The 17,632-nt window shown below is 65.3% G+C and carries 11 protein-coding genes; 6 read left to right on the forward strand and 5 right to left on the reverse strand.

All coding sequences use genetic code 11. The annotated features are described in order from the left end of the window. The first annotated feature begins 56 nt into the window (after nt 1-56). The 5 genes from QA634_RS16800 to QA634_RS16820 all read left to right on the forward strand — a co-directional run bounded on the left by QA634_RS16800 (nt 57) and on the right by QA634_RS16820 (nt 11,511). A complete protein-coding gene (locus tag QA634_RS16800) occupies nt 57-455 on the forward strand; it encodes a hypothetical protein (protein ID WP_236728677.1) in 399 nt (132 codons plus the stop codon). A gap of 383 nt (nt 456-838) precedes the next feature. After that, nucleotides 839-1,189, forward strand: coding sequence for a helix-turn-helix transcriptional regulator (locus tag QA634_RS16805; protein WP_018260362.1), 351 nt, complete (start codon nt 839-841; stop codon nt 1,187-1,189). Nucleotides 1,190-1,944: 755 nt separating this feature from the next. Then, entirely contained in the window at nt 1,945-3,633 is a 1,689-nt protein-coding gene (locus QA634_RS16810; protein WP_445928386.1) for a type I secretion system permease/ATPase, read from the forward strand. Next, a complete protein-coding gene (locus tag QA634_RS16815) occupies nt 3,633-4,976 on the forward strand; it encodes an HlyD family type I secretion periplasmic adaptor subunit (RefSeq protein ID WP_012333122.1) in 1,344 nt (447 codons plus the stop codon). Before QA634_RS16810 ends, QA634_RS16815 begins: the two co-directional genes overlap by 1 nt. Nucleotides 4,977-5,031: 55 nt before the next feature. Further along, on the forward strand, nt 5,032-11,511 hold the full coding sequence (locus QA634_RS16820; protein WP_012333123.1) for a DUF5801 repeats-in-toxin domain-containing protein: 6,480 nt from the start codon (nt 5,032-5,034) through the stop codon (nt 11,509-11,511). A gap of 488 nt (nt 11,512-11,999) precedes the next feature. Here QA634_RS16820 and QA634_RS16825 read toward each other — a convergent pair whose 3' ends face one another. The 5 genes from QA634_RS16825 to QA634_RS16840 all read right to left on the reverse strand — a co-directional run bounded on the left by QA634_RS16825 (nt 12,000) and on the right by QA634_RS16840 (nt 17,122). Continuing rightward, nucleotides 12,000-12,212 carry a hypothetical protein gene (locus QA634_RS16825; RefSeq protein WP_083784688.1) on the reverse strand — a complete coding sequence of 71 codons (213 nt, stop codon included), beginning with the start codon at nt 12,210-12,212 and terminating at the stop codon, nt 12,000-12,002. Nucleotides 12,213-12,664: 452 nt separating this feature from the next. Further along, entirely contained in the window at nt 12,665-12,976 is a 312-nt protein-coding gene (locus QA634_RS35560; RefSeq protein WP_322597460.1) for a helix-turn-helix domain-containing protein, read from the reverse strand. Between the two features lie 203 nt (nt 12,977-13,179). Then, nucleotides 13,180-13,497, reverse strand: coding sequence for a hypothetical protein (locus QA634_RS35565; RefSeq protein ID WP_322597461.1), 318 nt, complete (start codon nt 13,495-13,497; stop codon nt 13,180-13,182). Between the two features lie 112 nt (nt 13,498-13,609). Then, a complete protein-coding gene (locus tag QA634_RS16835; protein WP_012333124.1) occupies nt 13,610-16,531 on the reverse strand; it encodes an ATP-binding protein in 2,922 nt (973 codons plus the stop codon). Between the two features lie 396 nt (nt 16,532-16,927). Then, complete coding sequence (locus QA634_RS16840; protein WP_150108672.1) at nt 16,928-17,122, reverse strand: hypothetical protein; 195 nt, start codon at nt 17,120-17,122, stop codon at nt 16,928-16,930. A 10-nt stretch (nt 17,123-17,132) separates the two neighbouring features. On the opposite strand from QA634_RS16840, the gene QA634_RS16845 reads away from it, so the two are divergent. Further along, entirely contained in the window at nt 17,133-17,471 is a 339-nt protein-coding gene (locus QA634_RS16845) for a hypothetical protein (protein ID WP_012333125.1), read from the forward strand. Nucleotides 17,472-17,632 lie beyond the last annotated feature (161 nt).

Genomic DNA, 17,632 nt, shown 5'->3' on the forward strand with positions numbered 1-17,632 from the left:
GGCCGGCAGGGCGCTTCCTGCCCAGGCACCCGCCGCGCGTCTCATCATGGTGGTCGATGATCACCCTCAACGCCGACGCGGCCCGGAAATCCTCAGCGGAAACCCGCACTCTTGCCCGAATAATCCGTTTGGATGATGCTGGCCTTCTCCTGGCGTTTCTATGCTGCGGAAGCGGACGCGGCATTCGCGTGCCGTCTCCCAGGCTTCAGGTGAGCAAACCACTGATGTCGGTCCCGATCGAGGTCGCGCGCCCACAGGGCCACGAGGAGGCACGCCTGATCATGGTCAGGGATGTGCTGGCAGCGATCGTGGTGCGCGTGCATGCCGACCCGGATCTCGGCATCGACGAGGGATGGTTCCTGAAGGTCGGATTCGGACCGTGCGATCACGAAGGTGTCATTTTTAGCTGTGTTGAGGAGTCCCAATCCTGGGCCGAGAAGCTGCTCGGCGGGTGAATACATATGTATGTATGGTCGGGCACGGTCCGCGATGGATCGGTCGGCCTCCTGCTGCATTGCCTTATAGTTAAAACCGCATCCGGGATAGGCAGTTTATACGCACTTGTATGTCGGCAAATTTGATGCAAAGCTCATCACTAGTGAAGCTTTCATCTCTTGGTTGCATAATGTTGTCGGGAGAGACCCTCCTCCTCGTCCTACAACGACTCGGCTACTGCGCATTCCTTCTCGACGAATCTGGTCATGTGACGGCGGGCAATGCTCTGGGAGCAGTCCTCCTGAAACACGAGGCCGTGGGGAATGAGGAGATCTTTCGGCCGCCCCACGAAGGCAACGGGGCGTTGCGGCAGCTTCTCGGTCAGCCGACGAGACCCGCCGCGATGCCCAGGCGCCCCTGGATCGTCCAGGACGGGACACGTCGCCTGCTCTGCTCCTTCGAGCAGCCCGCGGGCGCAGAGAGCTCCTCGCCGCACGTTCTCGTCATCATTGACCTTGAGGAGCGTCAGCGGCCGAAAGGGACCACGCTGCAGGAACTGTTCGCCTTAACCAACGCCGAGGCGAAGCTCGCGCTGCAACTCGCGAAGGGCGGAACGCTCGAGGCCTGCGCGGAGGAGAACGGCACGAGCGTGAACACCGCTCGCGTTCAGCTCCGGTCGATCTTTGCCAAGACCGGCACGGCGCGGCAATCGGATCTCGTGGCCTTCCTCAACCGCGTCGCCATGCTCGGCTGACCCGTGAGGGCGGGCCCGTCGGACAGGGCGGCCTGAGGCCGGGCTCGACATCCGCTCGACCCGAGCGGAGGCGACGCCGGATCCTGTCGGAAGCTCGCCGCCGTGGCGTCGGCCCCAGAGGCATTTCGACCCCGACCCGGAGGCTTGGCGACACGCCGAGAGCGGCGCCAGAGGCTATGTCCACCGTTTCGATGATCTGGCCGGGAGGGCCGCCACACCCGCGCCCGCGCCGACCACGGGACGAGACCCGCGCGACCCCGTCGCGGACGCGCCGTCCGGCCAATACGGCCGCTGCGGTCCCCGACGAGAAGGCATCCGGGCCCCTGCCCGGCAGCTGCCGCACCGAGTTCGTCATCGCACCCGCGAGCAGGATTGCCGGACGCGAGCGGCTCCCCGGCCGAGCCTAATCCATTCGATCTAGTTCTTCACGGTTAAAAAATCGTTGCCGCATAATCAAAACCGATGATGTGCGCTCATGTTTGGCTGAGATATACGATGGTCATGTGTACCAAAAGCGCTTCGGGCAGAACGTACTTATACTGAAATCGAGCTGTACCACTTGGTGTTTTCAAACCCAAGACTTTGGCTAAAGATCTGCACATTGGACAGCAGTCGAGCGCTCATTCCACAAAGAGGCATCCATGAGTTCAGATGCTAACAATGCCTGCTCACCATCAGGAGCCGCACGCAGCATCCAGATGGATCCGGCATCTGCGCTGTCACGCTGCAAGTACGCGCTGTTAGGGGTCGCTCTGATGAGCGGTTTGGTCAACATCCTTTACCTGACCGGCTCGTTCTTCATGCTCGAAATTTACGACCGCGTCATTCCGAGCCGCAGCGTGCCGACGCTCGTCGGGCTGATGACGCTCGCCCTGGTCCTCTACGTGTTTCAAGGAATGCTCGAGACCCTGCGCTCACGCGTCCTGACCCGGATCGCGATGAGCCTGGACGAGTCGCTCTCGGATCGGGTGTTCGACCTGATGGTGCGTGCGCCGCTCAAGGGGGCAGCCCCGAGCGACGGCCTGCTGCCGATGCGCGACCTCGACCAGCTGCGGGGTTTCCTCGCCGGTTCGGGCCCAGGGGCGTTCTTCGACCTGCCCTGGATGCCGATCTACCTGGCGATCTGCTTCCTGTTCCACCCGCTCGTCGGCGTTGCCGCCGTTGCGGGGGGCGCCGTCCTGGCCTGTGTGACCCTGGCGACGGATTGCCTGACGCGCCGCTCCACGAAGAAAGCGATGGCGCACGCCTCGCAGCGCTACGCGCTCGCCGAGGCCGGTCGCCGCAACGCCGAGGTGCTCGCCGCCATGGGCATGCAGGAGCGCTTCGCGACGCGCTGGGCCGTGGCGAACCACGGCTACCTCGTCGAGCAGCGGCGTTTGGCGGACGTCACCGGCGGGTTCGGCGCGGGCTCCAAGGTGTTCCGGGCCGCGCTGCAATCGGGCGTGTTGGCGCTCGGCGCCTGGCTCGTCGTGAACAACCTGGCCACGGGCGGCATCATCATCGCGAGCTCGATCCTGGTCTCGCGCGCCCTCGCGCCGGTCGAGCTCGGCATCGCCAACTGGAAGGGCTTCGTGCAGGCGCGCCAGGCCTGGCAGCGCCTCGGCACGGCGTTCGAGCGGATCCCTGCGGTGCGCGAGCCCCACGGGCTCCCCGCGCCGCAGCAGGCGCTGAGTGTCGAGAGCGTCAGCGTCGCGCCGCCCGGCACGCCGCGGGTCGTGGTGCAGGACGTTTCGCTCGCCCTCGAGGCGGGCCATGGGCTCGGCGTGATCGGCCCCTCGGCCTCGGGAAAGTCCTCGCTGGTGAGGGCGATCGTGGGCGTGTGGTCGCCGCTGCGGGGCAAGGTGCGCCTCGATGGGGCCGCGCTTGACCAATGGACGAGCGCCGCGCTCGGCCGGCATATCGGCTTCCTGCCGCAGGAGGTCGAGCTATTCGCCGGCACGATCGCGGAGAACATCGCCCGCTTCGAGCCGCAGGCCGCCCCCGAGCACGTCATCGCGGCGGCGCGGGCGGCGGGCGTCCACGAGTTGATCCTGCGCCTGCCGGAGGGCTACGACACCCCGATCGGCGAGGGCGGGGCTGGTCTCTCGGCTGGACAGCGCCAGCGGGTAGGGCTCGCGCGCGCCCTCTACCGCGATCCCTTCCTCGTCGTCCTCGACGAGCCGAACGCGAACCTCGACACCGAGGGCGAGAACGCGCTGACGCAAGCGATTCTGGGCGTGCGCCGGCGGGGCGGGATCTGCGTGGTGGTGGCCCACCGGCCCAGCGCGCTCGCCGCCGTCGACATGGTCCTGATGATGACCGACGGCCGCGCCCAGGCCTTCGGCCCGAAGGACGAGGTGTTGAAGCGCGTGCTGCAGCCGGTCGCCGCGCCAGTGCAGGCCCCGGCCCAGCCTCACCTGCCCCGGGCGGTGCCACTCCCCGAGACAATGCGGGAGACTGCGTGATGGCCGCGAGCCTCGATCCCGTCAGGATCCCTCTGGTGCGCCCGCCGGCGACCGCCGACGCCTCGATCCGGCGGCACCTCCGAGCCTCTCTCCTCCTCGGCACCGTCCTGGTCGGCGGGGTCGGCGGCTGGGCAACCTTCACGCAGATCTCGGGCGCGGTGATCGCCCCGGGCCAGCTCGTGGTCGAATCGGACGTCAAGAAGGTGCAGCACCCGACGGGCGGCGTCGTCGGCGAGCTCCTGGTGCAAGACGGCGACCCTGTCAAAGCGGGCGACGTCCTCATCCGTCTCGATGAGACGCAGACCCGGGCGGGCCTCGACATCCTGCTCAAGGCCCTCGACGAGCTCAGCGCCCGGCGCGCCCGCAACGAGGCGGAGCGCGACGGAGCGGGAGGCATCACCTTTCCGGCTGACCTGCTGCAGCGCGCCAAGGCTGACGCCACGGCCGCCCGCCTGATCGACGGCGAGACGAAGCTGTTCACCTCGCGGGTGAACGCCCGGGAGGGTCAGAAGGCGCAGCTGCGCGAGCGCCTCGCGCAACTCCAGCAGGAGATCGGCGGGCTCACCCAGCAGGCGAGCGCGAAGGAGCGCGAGATCGCCTTCATCGGGAGCGAGCTCAAGGGCGTGCGCGAGCTCTACGCCAAGAACCTCGTGCAGCTGCCGCGGCTCAACGCGCTCGAGCGCGACGCAACCCGGCTCGAAGGCGAGCGCGGCCAGCTCCTCGCCTCGACCGCGGCCCAACGAGGCAAGATGTCGGAGATCGAGCTGCAGATCCTGCAGATCGACCAGGACATGCGCACCGAGGTCGGCAAGGAGCTCGCCGAGATCCGCAGCAAGTGGTCGGAACTCGTTGAGAAGCGGGTCGCGGCCGAGGACCAGCTCAAGCGGGTCGAGCTGCGCGCCCCGCAGGACGGAATCGTGCACCAGATGACGGTGCACACGATCGGCGGCCTCGTCACCCCGAACGAGCCCGCGATGCTGATCGTCCCCTCCTCCGACCGGCTGGCGCTCGAGGTGAAGATCCAGCCCCACGACATCGACAACGTGCGTTTCGACCAGAAAGCGGTGCTGCGCTTCTCCGCCTTCAACCAGCGCACCACGCCCGAAATCGACGGCCAGGTGACGCGCGTCTCGGCCGACGTGACCACCGATCCCAAGACGGGGGCGAGTTTCTACACAGCCCGCATCAGCGTGCCCGACGACCAAAGGGCACGCTTGGGCGCCGTTCGCCTCGTGCCCGGCATGCCGGTGGAGAGCTTCATCCAGACCGGCGAGCGCACCGTACTGTCGTACCTAACCAAGCCGCTCACTGATCAGATCACCAAAGCGTGGCGGGAGCGCTGAACGGCCTCAGCGCTGTTTCCGACTTCAGAAATAAATCCAAAAGGGAGTACGAGTCATGGCTATCTCGCTCACGTCCGGCATTCTGGAAGTCGATGAGGGCTCCTTCTCGACGGCGGACGAGCTTCTCTACGCGGGCAACACCGTGACGTTCTATGATACCGGCTTAGGCTCGCTTTACGCCAACTTGGCGGCTCAAGCGGTGACCGGCGCAGCAGCCCTGTCCACCCCCCAGAAGGCGGTGGACCAGGGCATGTTCAACATCGCGACGAACACCAAGGATCTGCTGCTCTCGTCGGCGGGCACGCTGTCGAGCGGCGCGGTCCAACAGTTCAGCACAAGCATCGGTGTCGACAGCGGCCTCACGACCGTCGACGGAAAGAAGATTTTCTTGTTCGCCGTGTCGGGCGACGACGACATCGTGGTCGGTCGCGTCGGTGCCGATGCGACCTCGGCGAAAGATGGCGGCATTGCCTTCTCGATCGCGCTCGACGAGCAGGTTGACCAGACGACCGGCTACGTCACGAAAGCTCAACTCTGGATCACACAATACGCAGCGATCACGAACGTGGGCGTTGACAAAATTGACGCCAATGATTTCCAGGCGCTGACACAGAAGCTGTTCGTCGCCTCCAGCGAGTCGGTCACTAACGAGAACACGACCTTCAGCACAGCGTCATCCGGCGCGCCCGTTTACGCCATCGTCACGCCGCCATCCAACTCACAGGACCTTAGCGTCCTGGTGACCGCGTTCAACAGCGACGACCCGAGCACAACCATCCATGAGGACTACCTGTCCCAGCGGTTGAACATCAGCACGACCGGCTTTGGCGTCGGCAGCCAATCGGTCACGGCACCACCCAACGGGGCCGGCATCCGACTCGACTACGTGCGAAACGGCGTCGCCGGCGCAGGATCGGACCCGACGGGTTCCTTCTCTAGCCACAATCACAACATCACCAACGCTGGATTTGGGATCACTCAGATCCAGGGCGGAGGCACCACGGCCGATGTCAAGGTGACGGCGATCCAGGCGAATGCGCCGGATGATGATGCAACCAATTTCTTCGCTGATCTTGGCAAGAACGACACGGTGGTTACGATCGAGGCGGTTCGCGTCAAGGACGCGAGCGGCAATGTCGTCTACCTGGGCGGCAATGTCGCCAATGCGAACGGCCTGACGATCTCCGGCGTCGGCTCGGCCTCGGCCGTGACCGTGAAGGGCGTTCAGCTGAACTGGACGGTCGAAGTCGTGAACAAGATCGGGACCTTCGACCGCCTTACGGTCGAAAATGTCGGCTCCAAGGGGTTCGATGTTGGCCACCTGATCTATACAGCACCGCCGACGGTCCAGAATACGGTCGTCGAACTCGGCTCGCATGTTCACTTTCTCGACGGGGGGCCGTCTGTCACGACCGACGCAACGCAGGTCGGCGCCTGGATCGTGGACGAAAGCACCCCGAATTCCAGTGATCACCACAGCGTTGCGGCGGCGTTCACCGCGAGCGGCGGCCCCGACGGGACCGATACGATCGCTTACGCGCTAAGTGCCACGGCCGGCAAGAGCGGCTTGAAGAGCGGCGGTGAGGACGTTCTGCTGCGCCTGTCCAACGGCGTCGTGGAAGGCTATACGGCGAGCAACAATAAGGTCATCTTCTCCGTCAGCGTGAATTCCAGCACCGGCGATGTGACGGTCACGGAGAGCGGTCATCTCGACCATCCGGGCACCAGCGATCCCGACGACGCCGTGGCGATGGCCGCCAGCCTGATTCAGGTGAGCCAAACGGTTACGGACAAGGACGGCGACCACGCGACCGGCTCCGTCTCGATCTCCGACAAGATAAGTTTCAAGGACGACGGTCCGACCGCGGTCGCGGGCTCCGACGTGAGCCTCTCCAGCACGGACGGCAGCAGCATCGCCGGCCAGGGGACCGCGTCGTTTACCATCGGATACGGCGCGGACGGCGCCGGCACTACGACCTATGCCCTTACGATCAACACGGCTGCTACCGGCCTGACGTCCGGCGGCAAAGCGATCACCCTGTCCATGAGCGGCGCCGACGTGGTCGGCAAGACCAGCGACGGCGTCCTGGTGTTCACGGTGTCTTCGACGGGCAGCGGTGCCTTGACACTCGTCCAGTCGGCCGCGCTCGACCACAGCGGCGGGACGGCGCGCACCCTGAATGGGGCGATCTCCCTGACGGCCACCGTGAAGGACGGGGATGGCGACGCGGCGTCGGCCAGCGACAAGATCAATCTGTCATTCGCGGACGGTGCTCCGACCATCACCGGCTCAGGGCCAGTCTCGCTCGCCACCAGCGATGCGAATCTCGGGCCCTCGGGCCACGACGTGAAGGCGGCCACGTTCACGCCGGACTACGGACCGGATGGAGCCGGCTCGGTCAGCTACAGCCTAATCGGCACGGGCAGCACGAGTCTCACGTCGGCCGGCAAGGCGATCAGCCTGTCGAAAGATGCCGGGGGCGTGATCCATGGCGCGACTTCGGACGGTAACGTGTTCACCGTGTCGGTCGATCCGTCAGGTCAGGTCACGCTCACGCAGTTCAAGGCCATCGACCATGCCGCGGGCTCCGACACGGCCAGCCTGAACGGCGCGATCAGCATCAGCGCCGTCGCGACGGACGGTGACGGCTCGACCTCAGCTCCTGCGTCGCAGGGGGTCAATCTGACCTTCGCCGATGACAAGCCGACGATCACGGCCGATGCGTCGGCCTCGCTGAGCACCAGTGACGCGACGCTCGGGACGGACACGAAGGCGGTGACCATCACGCCGGCTTACGGTGCCGACGGTGCGGGTGCGACCCACTCGGCGCTCGTCATCAATGCCGCCACCACGGGTCTGACGTCCCACGGCTCCGCGATCACGCTCGTGGCGGATGGCGCCGACGTGGTCGGCAAGGCCGACACGACCGAAGTCTTCCGCGTCTCGTTCAGCGGAGGGCAGGTTACGCTCAAGCAGTCAGCCACCATCGACCACCAGGTGGGCTCCGACACCGCATCGCTGACCGGTGCGATTTCGCTCTCGTCCTCAGCGACCGACTCGGACGGCGACGTCTCGTCGGCAGCCACGACGGCCCTGAACCTGGCATTCGGCGACGCAACGCCCACCGCGACGGCCGCCGCACCCTCGGTGACCCTGACCACCAGCGATGACAGCCTGGGCGGCGCCGGGGCGGCAAGCCAGGCGACGGCCTTCATCACCGCCTACGGCAACGATGGTGCGGGCAGCACGGCGTTCGCGCTGGCGCTGACCGGCGGCAGCAGCACCGCCCTGACCAGCGGCACGAAGCCGATCAAGCTGTCGATCGACGGGTCAGGGGTCGTCCACGGCGCGACCGCGGATGGGGACGTGTTCACCGTCTCGGTGGATGCTGGTGGCAAGGTCACCCTGACGCAACTCAAGGCCGTTGATCAGGCCGCCGACGCGGTTGATCTGACCGGTGCCCTCACCGTGACATGCACCGTCACCGATTCCGACGGCGATAAGGCCAGCGCCTCGGAAGGCGTGAACCTGTCATTCACCGACAGCAAGCCCTCGATCACCGCGACCGGCAGCACGGTTGCGTTCGCGGTGGATGAGTCGAGCTTGAACGTCGGCGACAAGCACTCGATCCTGGCCCTGTTCGACGGCAAGTACGGAGCCGACGGCGCGGGCACTACGACCTACGCTCTGACGGCCACCACCGGCACGGCGACCAACCTCCTGGACACGCTCACCGGGGAGCAGGTCACGCTGAAAGCCGTCAGCGGCACGGAGGTCGATGGCGTGAACGGGCACGGCGACGTCGTGTTCACGGTCACGCTCTCGGGCAGCGATGCCACCCTCACTCAGCTGCGCGCCGTCAAGCATGGGGACACGTCAAACCCGAATGACACCGTCACGCTGACCCCGCAGCTGATCACGGTCACGGCCACGATCACTGACGCGGACGGCGACGCGAAGGCGGCGGGCGCGGATCTGTCGGCGAGCATGACCTTCAGCGACGACGGTCCGTCCATCGCGCTGAAGCAAGGCGCGACGGCGGTGGCCCTGGCCAGCAGCGACGCGGCGCTCAACACGCCTTCCGTGTCGGCGAGCGACTTCGCCGCGGCCCAGTACGGGGCCGATTCCAACGGCACGACCACGTACAGCCTGACCTGCTCGGCCGGTGACAGCGGCTTGATGTCGGGCGGTGAGGCCGTCCAGCTCAAGACGGAGAACGGCAGCGTCGTCGGCTACACGTCGAAGGGCAGCGTGTTCACCGTGTCGGTCGACGTGACCGGCAAGGTCAGCCTGACCCAGGCGGCCGCGATCGACCACGACGCGAACTCGGATACGGCATCGCTGACTGGCAAGATCCAGGTCACCGCGGCGGCGACGGACGGGGACGGCGACAAAGCCGCGGCATCGGAGGCGGTCAATCTGACCTTCGCCGATGACAAGCCGACGATTGCGCTTAGTGGCACCAAGGTGTCGTTCATCGTGGATGAGAGCGGCCTCGGCACGGGCTCAACGCCGAACTCGGCTCTGGTCACCTCGCAACAGGACATCACCGGCCTGTTCATCGGCAAGCCGGGTGCCGACTCGATCGGGGCCACGACCACCTACAGCCTAGCGGCAGCGTCAGACGGGACCCCGACCGGCCTGGTCGATACGCTCACGCAGTCGGGTGTGGCGCTGAGGACCATCAGCGCCACGGAAGTCGACGGCGTCAACGCCAACAACGACGTCGTCTTCACCGTCACCCTGGCGAGCGGCAAGGTCACGCTGACGCATGCGCGATCGGTGGTCCAGAACAACAAGCTTGACCCGAACGATGGGGCGACGCTGGCGGCGGGCCTCATCAGCCTCTCCGCGACGATCACGGACGGAGATCACGACTCAGCCTCACGGACGATCTCAATCTCCGACCTCATGACCTTCAACGACGACGGCCCCTCGCTCGCCACGAAGTCGGGTACAGGCTCGGTGACCGCCGATGACGCTCAGCTGAAGCAAGCGTTCACAGGCAGCTTTGCCGACTACTTCGCCACCCCGACCTTCGGTGCGGACGGCGCGGGCTCTCTGGACTACAAATTCGCGATCAAGAGCACGAACAGCGGCCTCACCGATGTGAACGGAAAGCAAGTGTTCCTGACCCTGTCGGCGGATGGAAAGACCATCACCGGCAAGGAGACGGACGCCGCCGGCACCACGGTGTTCACCCTCGCGCTGGATAGCTCCGGAAACGCCTCGCTGACGCAGAGCATCGCGATCAAGCACGCCGTTAACACGTCCCTCGCCACGCTGTCAGCCAATGCGCTGCACCTCATTGCGACGGCGACGGATGGCGACGGCGACACCAAGACTCAAGAAATCGACGTGAGCGGCAACATCGGTTTCAAGGATGCGGCCCCAGAATTCATTGAGACAACGGTGGCTGGCGGCACCAAAGCCGTCGATGACATGATCTTGCAGTATAGAAATGGCATCCAAGGCAACGACACATTCAAAGTTGACTTCCACAACGACGTCCCTGGCACGAGCGTAACGATCTCGAGCTTCGATGCATCGTCGCACGAGGGCCTCCTTGCAAATCAAACGAGTGCAACTCACGTTGACTACGTCAAGAGCCTCGACCCCCTTACCAAGCCGATTTACTCACTTGATGTAACGGACACGGGATACACCGTCAGTGTTGTGAATGCACCGGACGGCCTGCCGCAGAAGATTGCCTTCGAGAAGCTGCCTTCAGGCTCCCCCACGGAGACCGTGACGGCTACCTTGACCGGCGACTACGGCGGCTCGGTCAAGATCGACGGTCTGATCTTCGACCCGAGCAAGGCGATCAAGGCAACGAGTTCGGTCGTCGGTGGCGTGACGGTCTGGAAAGCTGATTACACCGCCGCCCTGGACCCCAAGCAGAATGGCGCGGCCTCCGACGCGGATGACGTCAACACCAACAACATCGGCTTCGGTATCAAGGGAGGGCAAGCGTCCCAGATCAACCCCAATGAGGGGTTCCGGGTGGATTACCTGGCGCCGACGCACCCGGATCAGACAGGCGGTCTCGACCACCTGAAGCATCTCAGCTTCGATGTCTATGGCATCGGGAATATCCCTAACGTCAATATTCACTACTGGCTGTATCGCACCGACGGCAGCCTTGTGGACGAAGGCTGGCGGAAGACCTCGGAGCACATCACCAACGGCGCGGTCGACAAGACTGGGCTCACGCTGACGGACAACAAAGCGCACAACATCGACCTGTTCGATGATGGCACAGCAACTGGCACCGCAGGCCTGCAGGGGGCGAACGACTACTTTGATTACGCTGTCGTCCAGTTCGATTTCTCGCCCGCTGCAGCGAAGAACGGGTCCATCCCTGATAACATCGGTGTCCGAGTGGGCACGTTCTTCACCGAGATCATCCAAACGCCGGAGAAGGACAGCTTTAACTTTGAAGTAAAAGCCACAGACGTAGATGGCGATGTGGCGCTGGGTGGAAGCACGCACGTTGCGCTTGATCCCGCTCATAGCGGCTGGCACCTCGTCTGAAGACCTGCGGGGGAACTGCAATCGCGGCTCCCCCGCGACCACCTTGCGAATGAATGCTTCTTTCTGACAAGGTCTACGTCCCTGATGACCTTGCATGCACTTGAGTTGCAGGGCGCTTCTCGACGGCGTCCGCGAGCGCCGGAGCGTCGAGCCCATCCACGCCCTCGAACGCGGCGGGGCCGATGATCTCACCACCGTGGATCCAGCGCACGAAGCCGGCGGCCGCATCAAACTCTGGGATCAAACATCAGGGTGGCTCAAGAGAGACGGTCCTGCTTCGGGAAAGTGGAGAGCGGTTGAGGAGCCGCCTCTCGAACTGGACGGGGCTGAGGAAGCCGAGCGCGGAATGGCGCCGGCGGGGATTGCAGACGCCGTCGATGTCGCGGGTAGAGCGGCACCCGATCACGTTGCAACCGGGTGCCGCTCTCGATCTTTGATCTTGCCGCATTTTCTGCGACGAACCGGCATCCACTTCGTCGGAAAATGCTCTAGTGAACCGTCGCACAGTTGGTGATCATCCAAGTGGCGCGCTCGGCACGCAGGAAATCCATGATCTCCAGCGATGCGGCGAGCTGCGAGGCAACCTCAAGCGAGAGTCCTGTTTGAGGCTGCCCATCGAGCAGGACTGGTTTCCCCGTCCGAGAAGCACAAACGCTCCAACCTTCACGGTCCTTTTGTATACCGTATACCAGCGTCTGCATGGCGCTTCTCCGGCTGTGCTTTTCCTCTTAGTTTAGACATGACGAAGCGCGCAGCAACAGCAAGCTTCCCGGGCCAAATGGCGCCGGTCGCGCTTGGGGCGGAGGACCGGCGCGAGCCGAGCATGATGCGCCGGGGCTTCCCGCCCCCGCCAAAGCTCGGCACGCCGCCCGCCACCAAACGGTTGCCGAGCAGTTGGAGCGGTGCCGCACGGCAGGCCGGGGCAGGCGCCCCCGGAGTGGGCTCCGTCGAGGAAGCGCGGCCGGCCGCGGCGGCATCAAGGCCCGGTGCAGCTCGACCTGTTCGCCATGCTCTGACGCGAAGAAGGCCCCGCCGCGGGCGAGGCCTTCTCGACGTCGCTGTCTCTGTAGGTCCGGGACGTTGCCCGGCCGCCCCGGGTTCTGCCTCCCAGCCCCGAAGTCGTGAGGGCAGAGTAGGAGACCCGATGATCAGCCTACCGCGCCCCGGCAATACCCGTACTCGGTCTCGTCCTGGCGATCGCGTCCTCGCCGCTCAGGTGTAGGTAGTCAGGGCCGAATAGCGCGATGCGCTGAATCGCCTTGAAGTTTGGGATTGTGCGGGTCCGACTCCTCAGCACAATCAGCCCTCGTGCGCGCATTTTCCGCAGGGTGCGGTTCACGTGGATGTTGGTGAGCCCGAGCGCGTCGCCGAGATCGAATTGGGTCAGTGGCATTGAGCAGCTTGAGCCGTCCGTGAGACCAACGGAGCGTAAGCGCACGAATAGCTCGCAGAAGAGGTGGGCCATGCGCTCCGAGGCGACCCGCTGCCCCAGGCATAGCAGCCATTCGCGCCGAATATCCCCCCCTCGCCAACGTCTCGCGCCAGAGCGCCTCGAGCACTTGCGGGCGATCCCGTGTTGCTGCGCCGTCGATGTCGGTAGGGATCTCTGCCAGGGTCACAGCGGCAAGCGTCGCGAGGGAGTGTCCATCGGACGCAGGACTGGCACGTTCAGATCGCAGAGGTCCCGGGAAGGACGAACGCGACGGTCGCGCGTCGACCGTCCTCCAGCATCATGTAGCGGCACGCCCAGCCGGACAGCTCCAGACGCAGCACATTCGGTGGCTCGCCATCCCGGACGATGTCTACGCCTGGGGCATAGTCCCTCTGACGGAGGGACGCGAGATGACCGAGGACGGGCCCGTCCTGCGCCGAGAAGCGGCTGCCATTCGCAAGTTTTCTGGTCAGCGGGTTCACTGACCGGATCACCTCCACGATCGACCCGCCAGCGACGCTCACTCTTGCGTAAAGTTCATCGACATGGCTCAAGAGCACGATCGCCTCGCCGCTTGATTCTCGCTGCGGCCGCTACGCGCACCTCACGCTTCAAGGCCCTCGCGGCGTAGCCGCCGAATTCGCCAGAAGTGTCCGGTCGTTTTCATTACATTCCGATTTGCAAGTGAGGTGCAGGTGGCGTGTCTCGATTGGGCGCGGAACACAGCTGCTCAATGACATCGAACAGTTCCGTCCACTTGATCGGCTTGCCGACGTGGGCGTCCATGCCACCGGCCCGGCACCGCTCTGCATCCTCGTTCATGGCATTCGCCGTGAGCGCCACGATCGGCATCGGAGGCCGACCCTGCGCACGCTCCCACGCCCGCACCGCAGCCGTTGCACCAAGCCCGTCGAGCACCGGCATCTGCACGTCCATGAGCACGATGTCGAAGGCCGGTCCTGTCTTGATCGCCTCCACGGCTTGAGCCCCGTCCTCAACAAGCACGACCTCGTAGCCCCGGCGGCTCAGCACGGCGCGGATCACCTCCTGGTTTATCTCGTTGTCCTCGGCAACCAGGATCCGGTGGCCGCGGGCAACAGGACCCGCGAGGACTTGCGGCGCGGCCTGACCCTGTCGATCCGACTCGGCCAAGGGCAGCGGCAGTTCGAACCAGAAGGTCGAGCCTCGCCCAGGAACGCTCTCCACGCCGATCGTGCCCCCCATGAGTTCCACGAGACGCTTGCAGATCACCAGACCCAGGCCCGTGCCGCCGTAGCGACGGGTGGTCGAAGCGTCGGCTTGACTGAACCGCTCGAACAGCAGGGGCAGCTTGTCGGCCGGGATGCCGATGCCAGTGTCCGTGACCGCGACCCGCACTCGCCCGGTGCTCGCCGCGAAGCCAACCCGCATCGTGATCTCACCTCTCGGCGTGAACTTCACGGCGTTGCTGGCGAGGTTGAGCAGGATCTGGCGCAAGCGGGTCGGATCGCCGACGAACCGGTCAGGCGCGTCACCCTCGATGTCCGTGACCAGCCGGAGCGGCTTGTCCTTGGCGCTCTCCGCGACCAGGGCCCGACAGCTCTCGACGAGCGCCCGCAGAGAGAAAGGCACGCTCTCGATCGCCATCTGGCCGGCTTCGATCTTGGAGAAGTCCAGGATGTCGTTGACGATGGCCAGGAGCGAGCGCCCGGCCTCCTGCGCCAGCCCGACCAGGTGCCGCTGGGCGTCCGACAGCGAGGCGTCGCCGGCCAAGAGATCATGCACGCCGAGCATGCCGGTGAGCGGCGTCCTGAGCTCGTGGCTCATGTTGGCCAGGAACTCGGCCTTGGCCCGGGCGCCAGCCTCCGCCTCGACCCTGGCCCGCTCCAGATGGCGTTCCTGACGGACCCGCTGGGTGACGTCCCGGATGGCGGTGACGATGGTGACCTCGTCGGCGTCCTCGATCCGCTTGTACGCGGCCTCGACCCAGACGTAGTGCCCCGCCTTGTGCTTGAGGCGGAACACGACCGAGGCGGTCGGCCTCTCCCGGGAGAGGCTCGCTGCAGCCGCCGACACCCGGTTCAGATCATCCGGGTGAAGGCAGTCGCGCACCCTGATCCGGTGCGCCTCCTCGACCGCGTAGCCGAGCATGGCGTGCACCGAGGGCGAGATGTAGGAGCGGCGCCCGTCGGCGTGGCCGAGGACGATCAGGTCGGAGACGTTGTCGGCGAGAACCTTGTAGCGGGCCTCGCTCTCACGCCGGGCCCGCTCCGCGCCATGCCGGGCGGTGATGTCGGTGTAGGTTCGCACCGCACCACCGCCCGCCAGGGGCACGGTGCGGATCTCCAGAACGGTGCCGTTCGGACGCTCGCGCTCGTAGGTGTGCTCCCTGGGCTCGAGTCCCGCCGTGGCCACCCAGGTGCGGAAGGCCTCGTCGGAATGGGCGAACTCGTTGTGCGCGAGCTGGTGATTGCGCACCGCCGTGAAAGTTGGCTTTCGCGCCATGAAGGCAGGGGGTAGATCGAGGAGTTCCAGGGCGCGCCGGTTGCAGACCTGGACCCGATCGTCGGCATCGATCATCATCAGACCTTGGTCCATGTTCTCGAGCGTCACAGCGAGCAGGTCCGCGCTCGCGCGCGCCTCGGCTTCGGCGGCCCGCACGCGCCGGTCGCGCCGCCCGAGGCCGACACCGAGCCCGACGAGAGCGAGCACCGCCGTGCTGATCGCGCTGGCCTGGACGAGCGCCTCCCGCCGCCAAGCCGCGAGGGCGTCATCGGTCGCGATCCCGGCCGTGACCACCAAGGCGGGGTACTTCACCAGCCGCTCGTAGGCGACGATGCGCTTGACGCCATCGATGGGTGCCGGTGGCGCGTCGTAGACGCCGGTCGAGATGCGTCTCAGGTTGTGGAAGAGAGGCGTGGACGAGAAGTCCTTGTCCTGGCTCTCGGTCGGTGCCGCTGGGTCTCGCGAGAGGAGCCTGCCGTTCGAGCTCCACAACCCGATCGTCCCTCGCTCGCCTAGGCCGAAGGTCGCGTAGAACTGTGCGAAGTAGTCCGGCTCCAGTTCGGCCACAACGACGCCGGCGAACGAGCCATCGAAATTGTTCAGCCGCCGCGCGAGAGGGAGGATCGGCTTCTGATCGTAATGGCTGCGGATCAGCGCACCGATGAACATGGCCCGATCTTCCGGGTGATCTCGGAGCCAAGCGAAGTAAGGCCGATCGGCGCTGCTGAGGGGGGGATGCGGCGAGAGGGAGTCGGCAATCCACGAGCCGCTCGCATCGGTGATGGCGATATTGCGCACCTGCGCAATGGTCCCGGTGCGGCGGACGAGAAAACTCCCCAGGGTTGCTCGATCAGGGTTGCCCTCGACCCACTCGGTCGTGCCCGAGAGGATGAGGTCCACGGCCTCGATGGTGCGCTCGGCGTGCTGGGCCAGTGAACGGCTGAGATTGCGGGCGTCCTTGCGCGCGTCCGCGAGAGCAGCGTCGCGTGAGCGCATGATCTGCCACGCGCCGAGGGTCACCAGGAGCAAGGCAGTGAGCAAGGTGATGCCGACCGCACCGCGCAGGGGATAGGCAGAACGAGGACGGAGGGGCACGAACTGCATGGGGTGTCTCGAGGGACGCTGGACGATCCACGTACGACCGCGAGCATAGCCAACAGTGCTCTCCCAAGCTGAGGCCAGAGTGCGGTCCTACCCAGCTTACATCCCGCATGGCTCTCTCGGCCGCTCCACTTGCAGCGGGCGCGCAGCCGATCAGATTGGCACTTCGCTCAGCAAAAATCTCCCATTGTCCAGCGTATTTCGTAGGGTCAGACTCTCAATTTTGTAGATAAAGAGCCGAAATCTCAGGTGCACAGAGAATAATAGTGCCCATGTGCACATCCAGACAAGCGATTTCTAAATTAATTCTGGATGGACGGATCGATGTATTATCTATAAGTTTTTCCCTCGCTTGGGCACGGAACAAATCTCGTCGCAGGGTGCAGCCTCGCTTGAGGGCTAGTCTCGCGAAGCGGCGGACATGGCTGGTTCCATACGCCGCCCCGCTGTGGCTCCGGCTCTTCTCGCCTCAGCGCGCCGGGCGCGCTCTTTCGCCGCCTGCATGCGCTGCTCGCTGACTTTTCGAGCCTCGGTCAGCTCGTGCACGTTGCTGAGCGCCATCGACGAATCATAGCTCTCGTTCGCGTAGATCATGCCCGATTCGATGACCCACACCTCGGCGAGCACTGGTTGCGGGGCCTCACTCGCACCGTGGGAGGGGCTGTGGACCGCGCAGCAGGACCACTGCGCCACGGCCAAGGCGGGCGTCGCCACCCCAGACATCGCGGCGATCAGGATCACGTCGACCGAGGTGCAGGGGCACGACATGCGCTGCAGGGTCGCGAGCAAGCGCCCTCAGGGCGACGAGGTCGCGGTCACGATGCAGTGCGCCTCCGGTGCGGATCGCTGGAACCGCACTGCCCGCTGGCAAGTCGGCGCAAGCGGCACGATGCTCGTTCAGACCGAGGACGGGCAGAAGATGTTCTTCTATCGCTGCCGGTGACGAGGCGGTCCGTGGCATGCCCATGGCGTTGGACAAGGCCTTCGCCAAAAGACCCTGCTCGACAGTGTCGGCAGGGTAAGTCCTTTTGGGGCGCTCTTGCGAGCGGTTGGTGCATAGGCGCCTAAGCTTGTGCCAGGCTGAGGATCGAGGGCGTAAAAAGG

The sequence above is a fragment of the Methylobacterium sp. CB376 genome (assembly GCF_029714205.1).
Classification (GTDB): domain Bacteria; phylum Pseudomonadota; class Alphaproteobacteria; order Rhizobiales; family Beijerinckiaceae; genus Methylobacterium.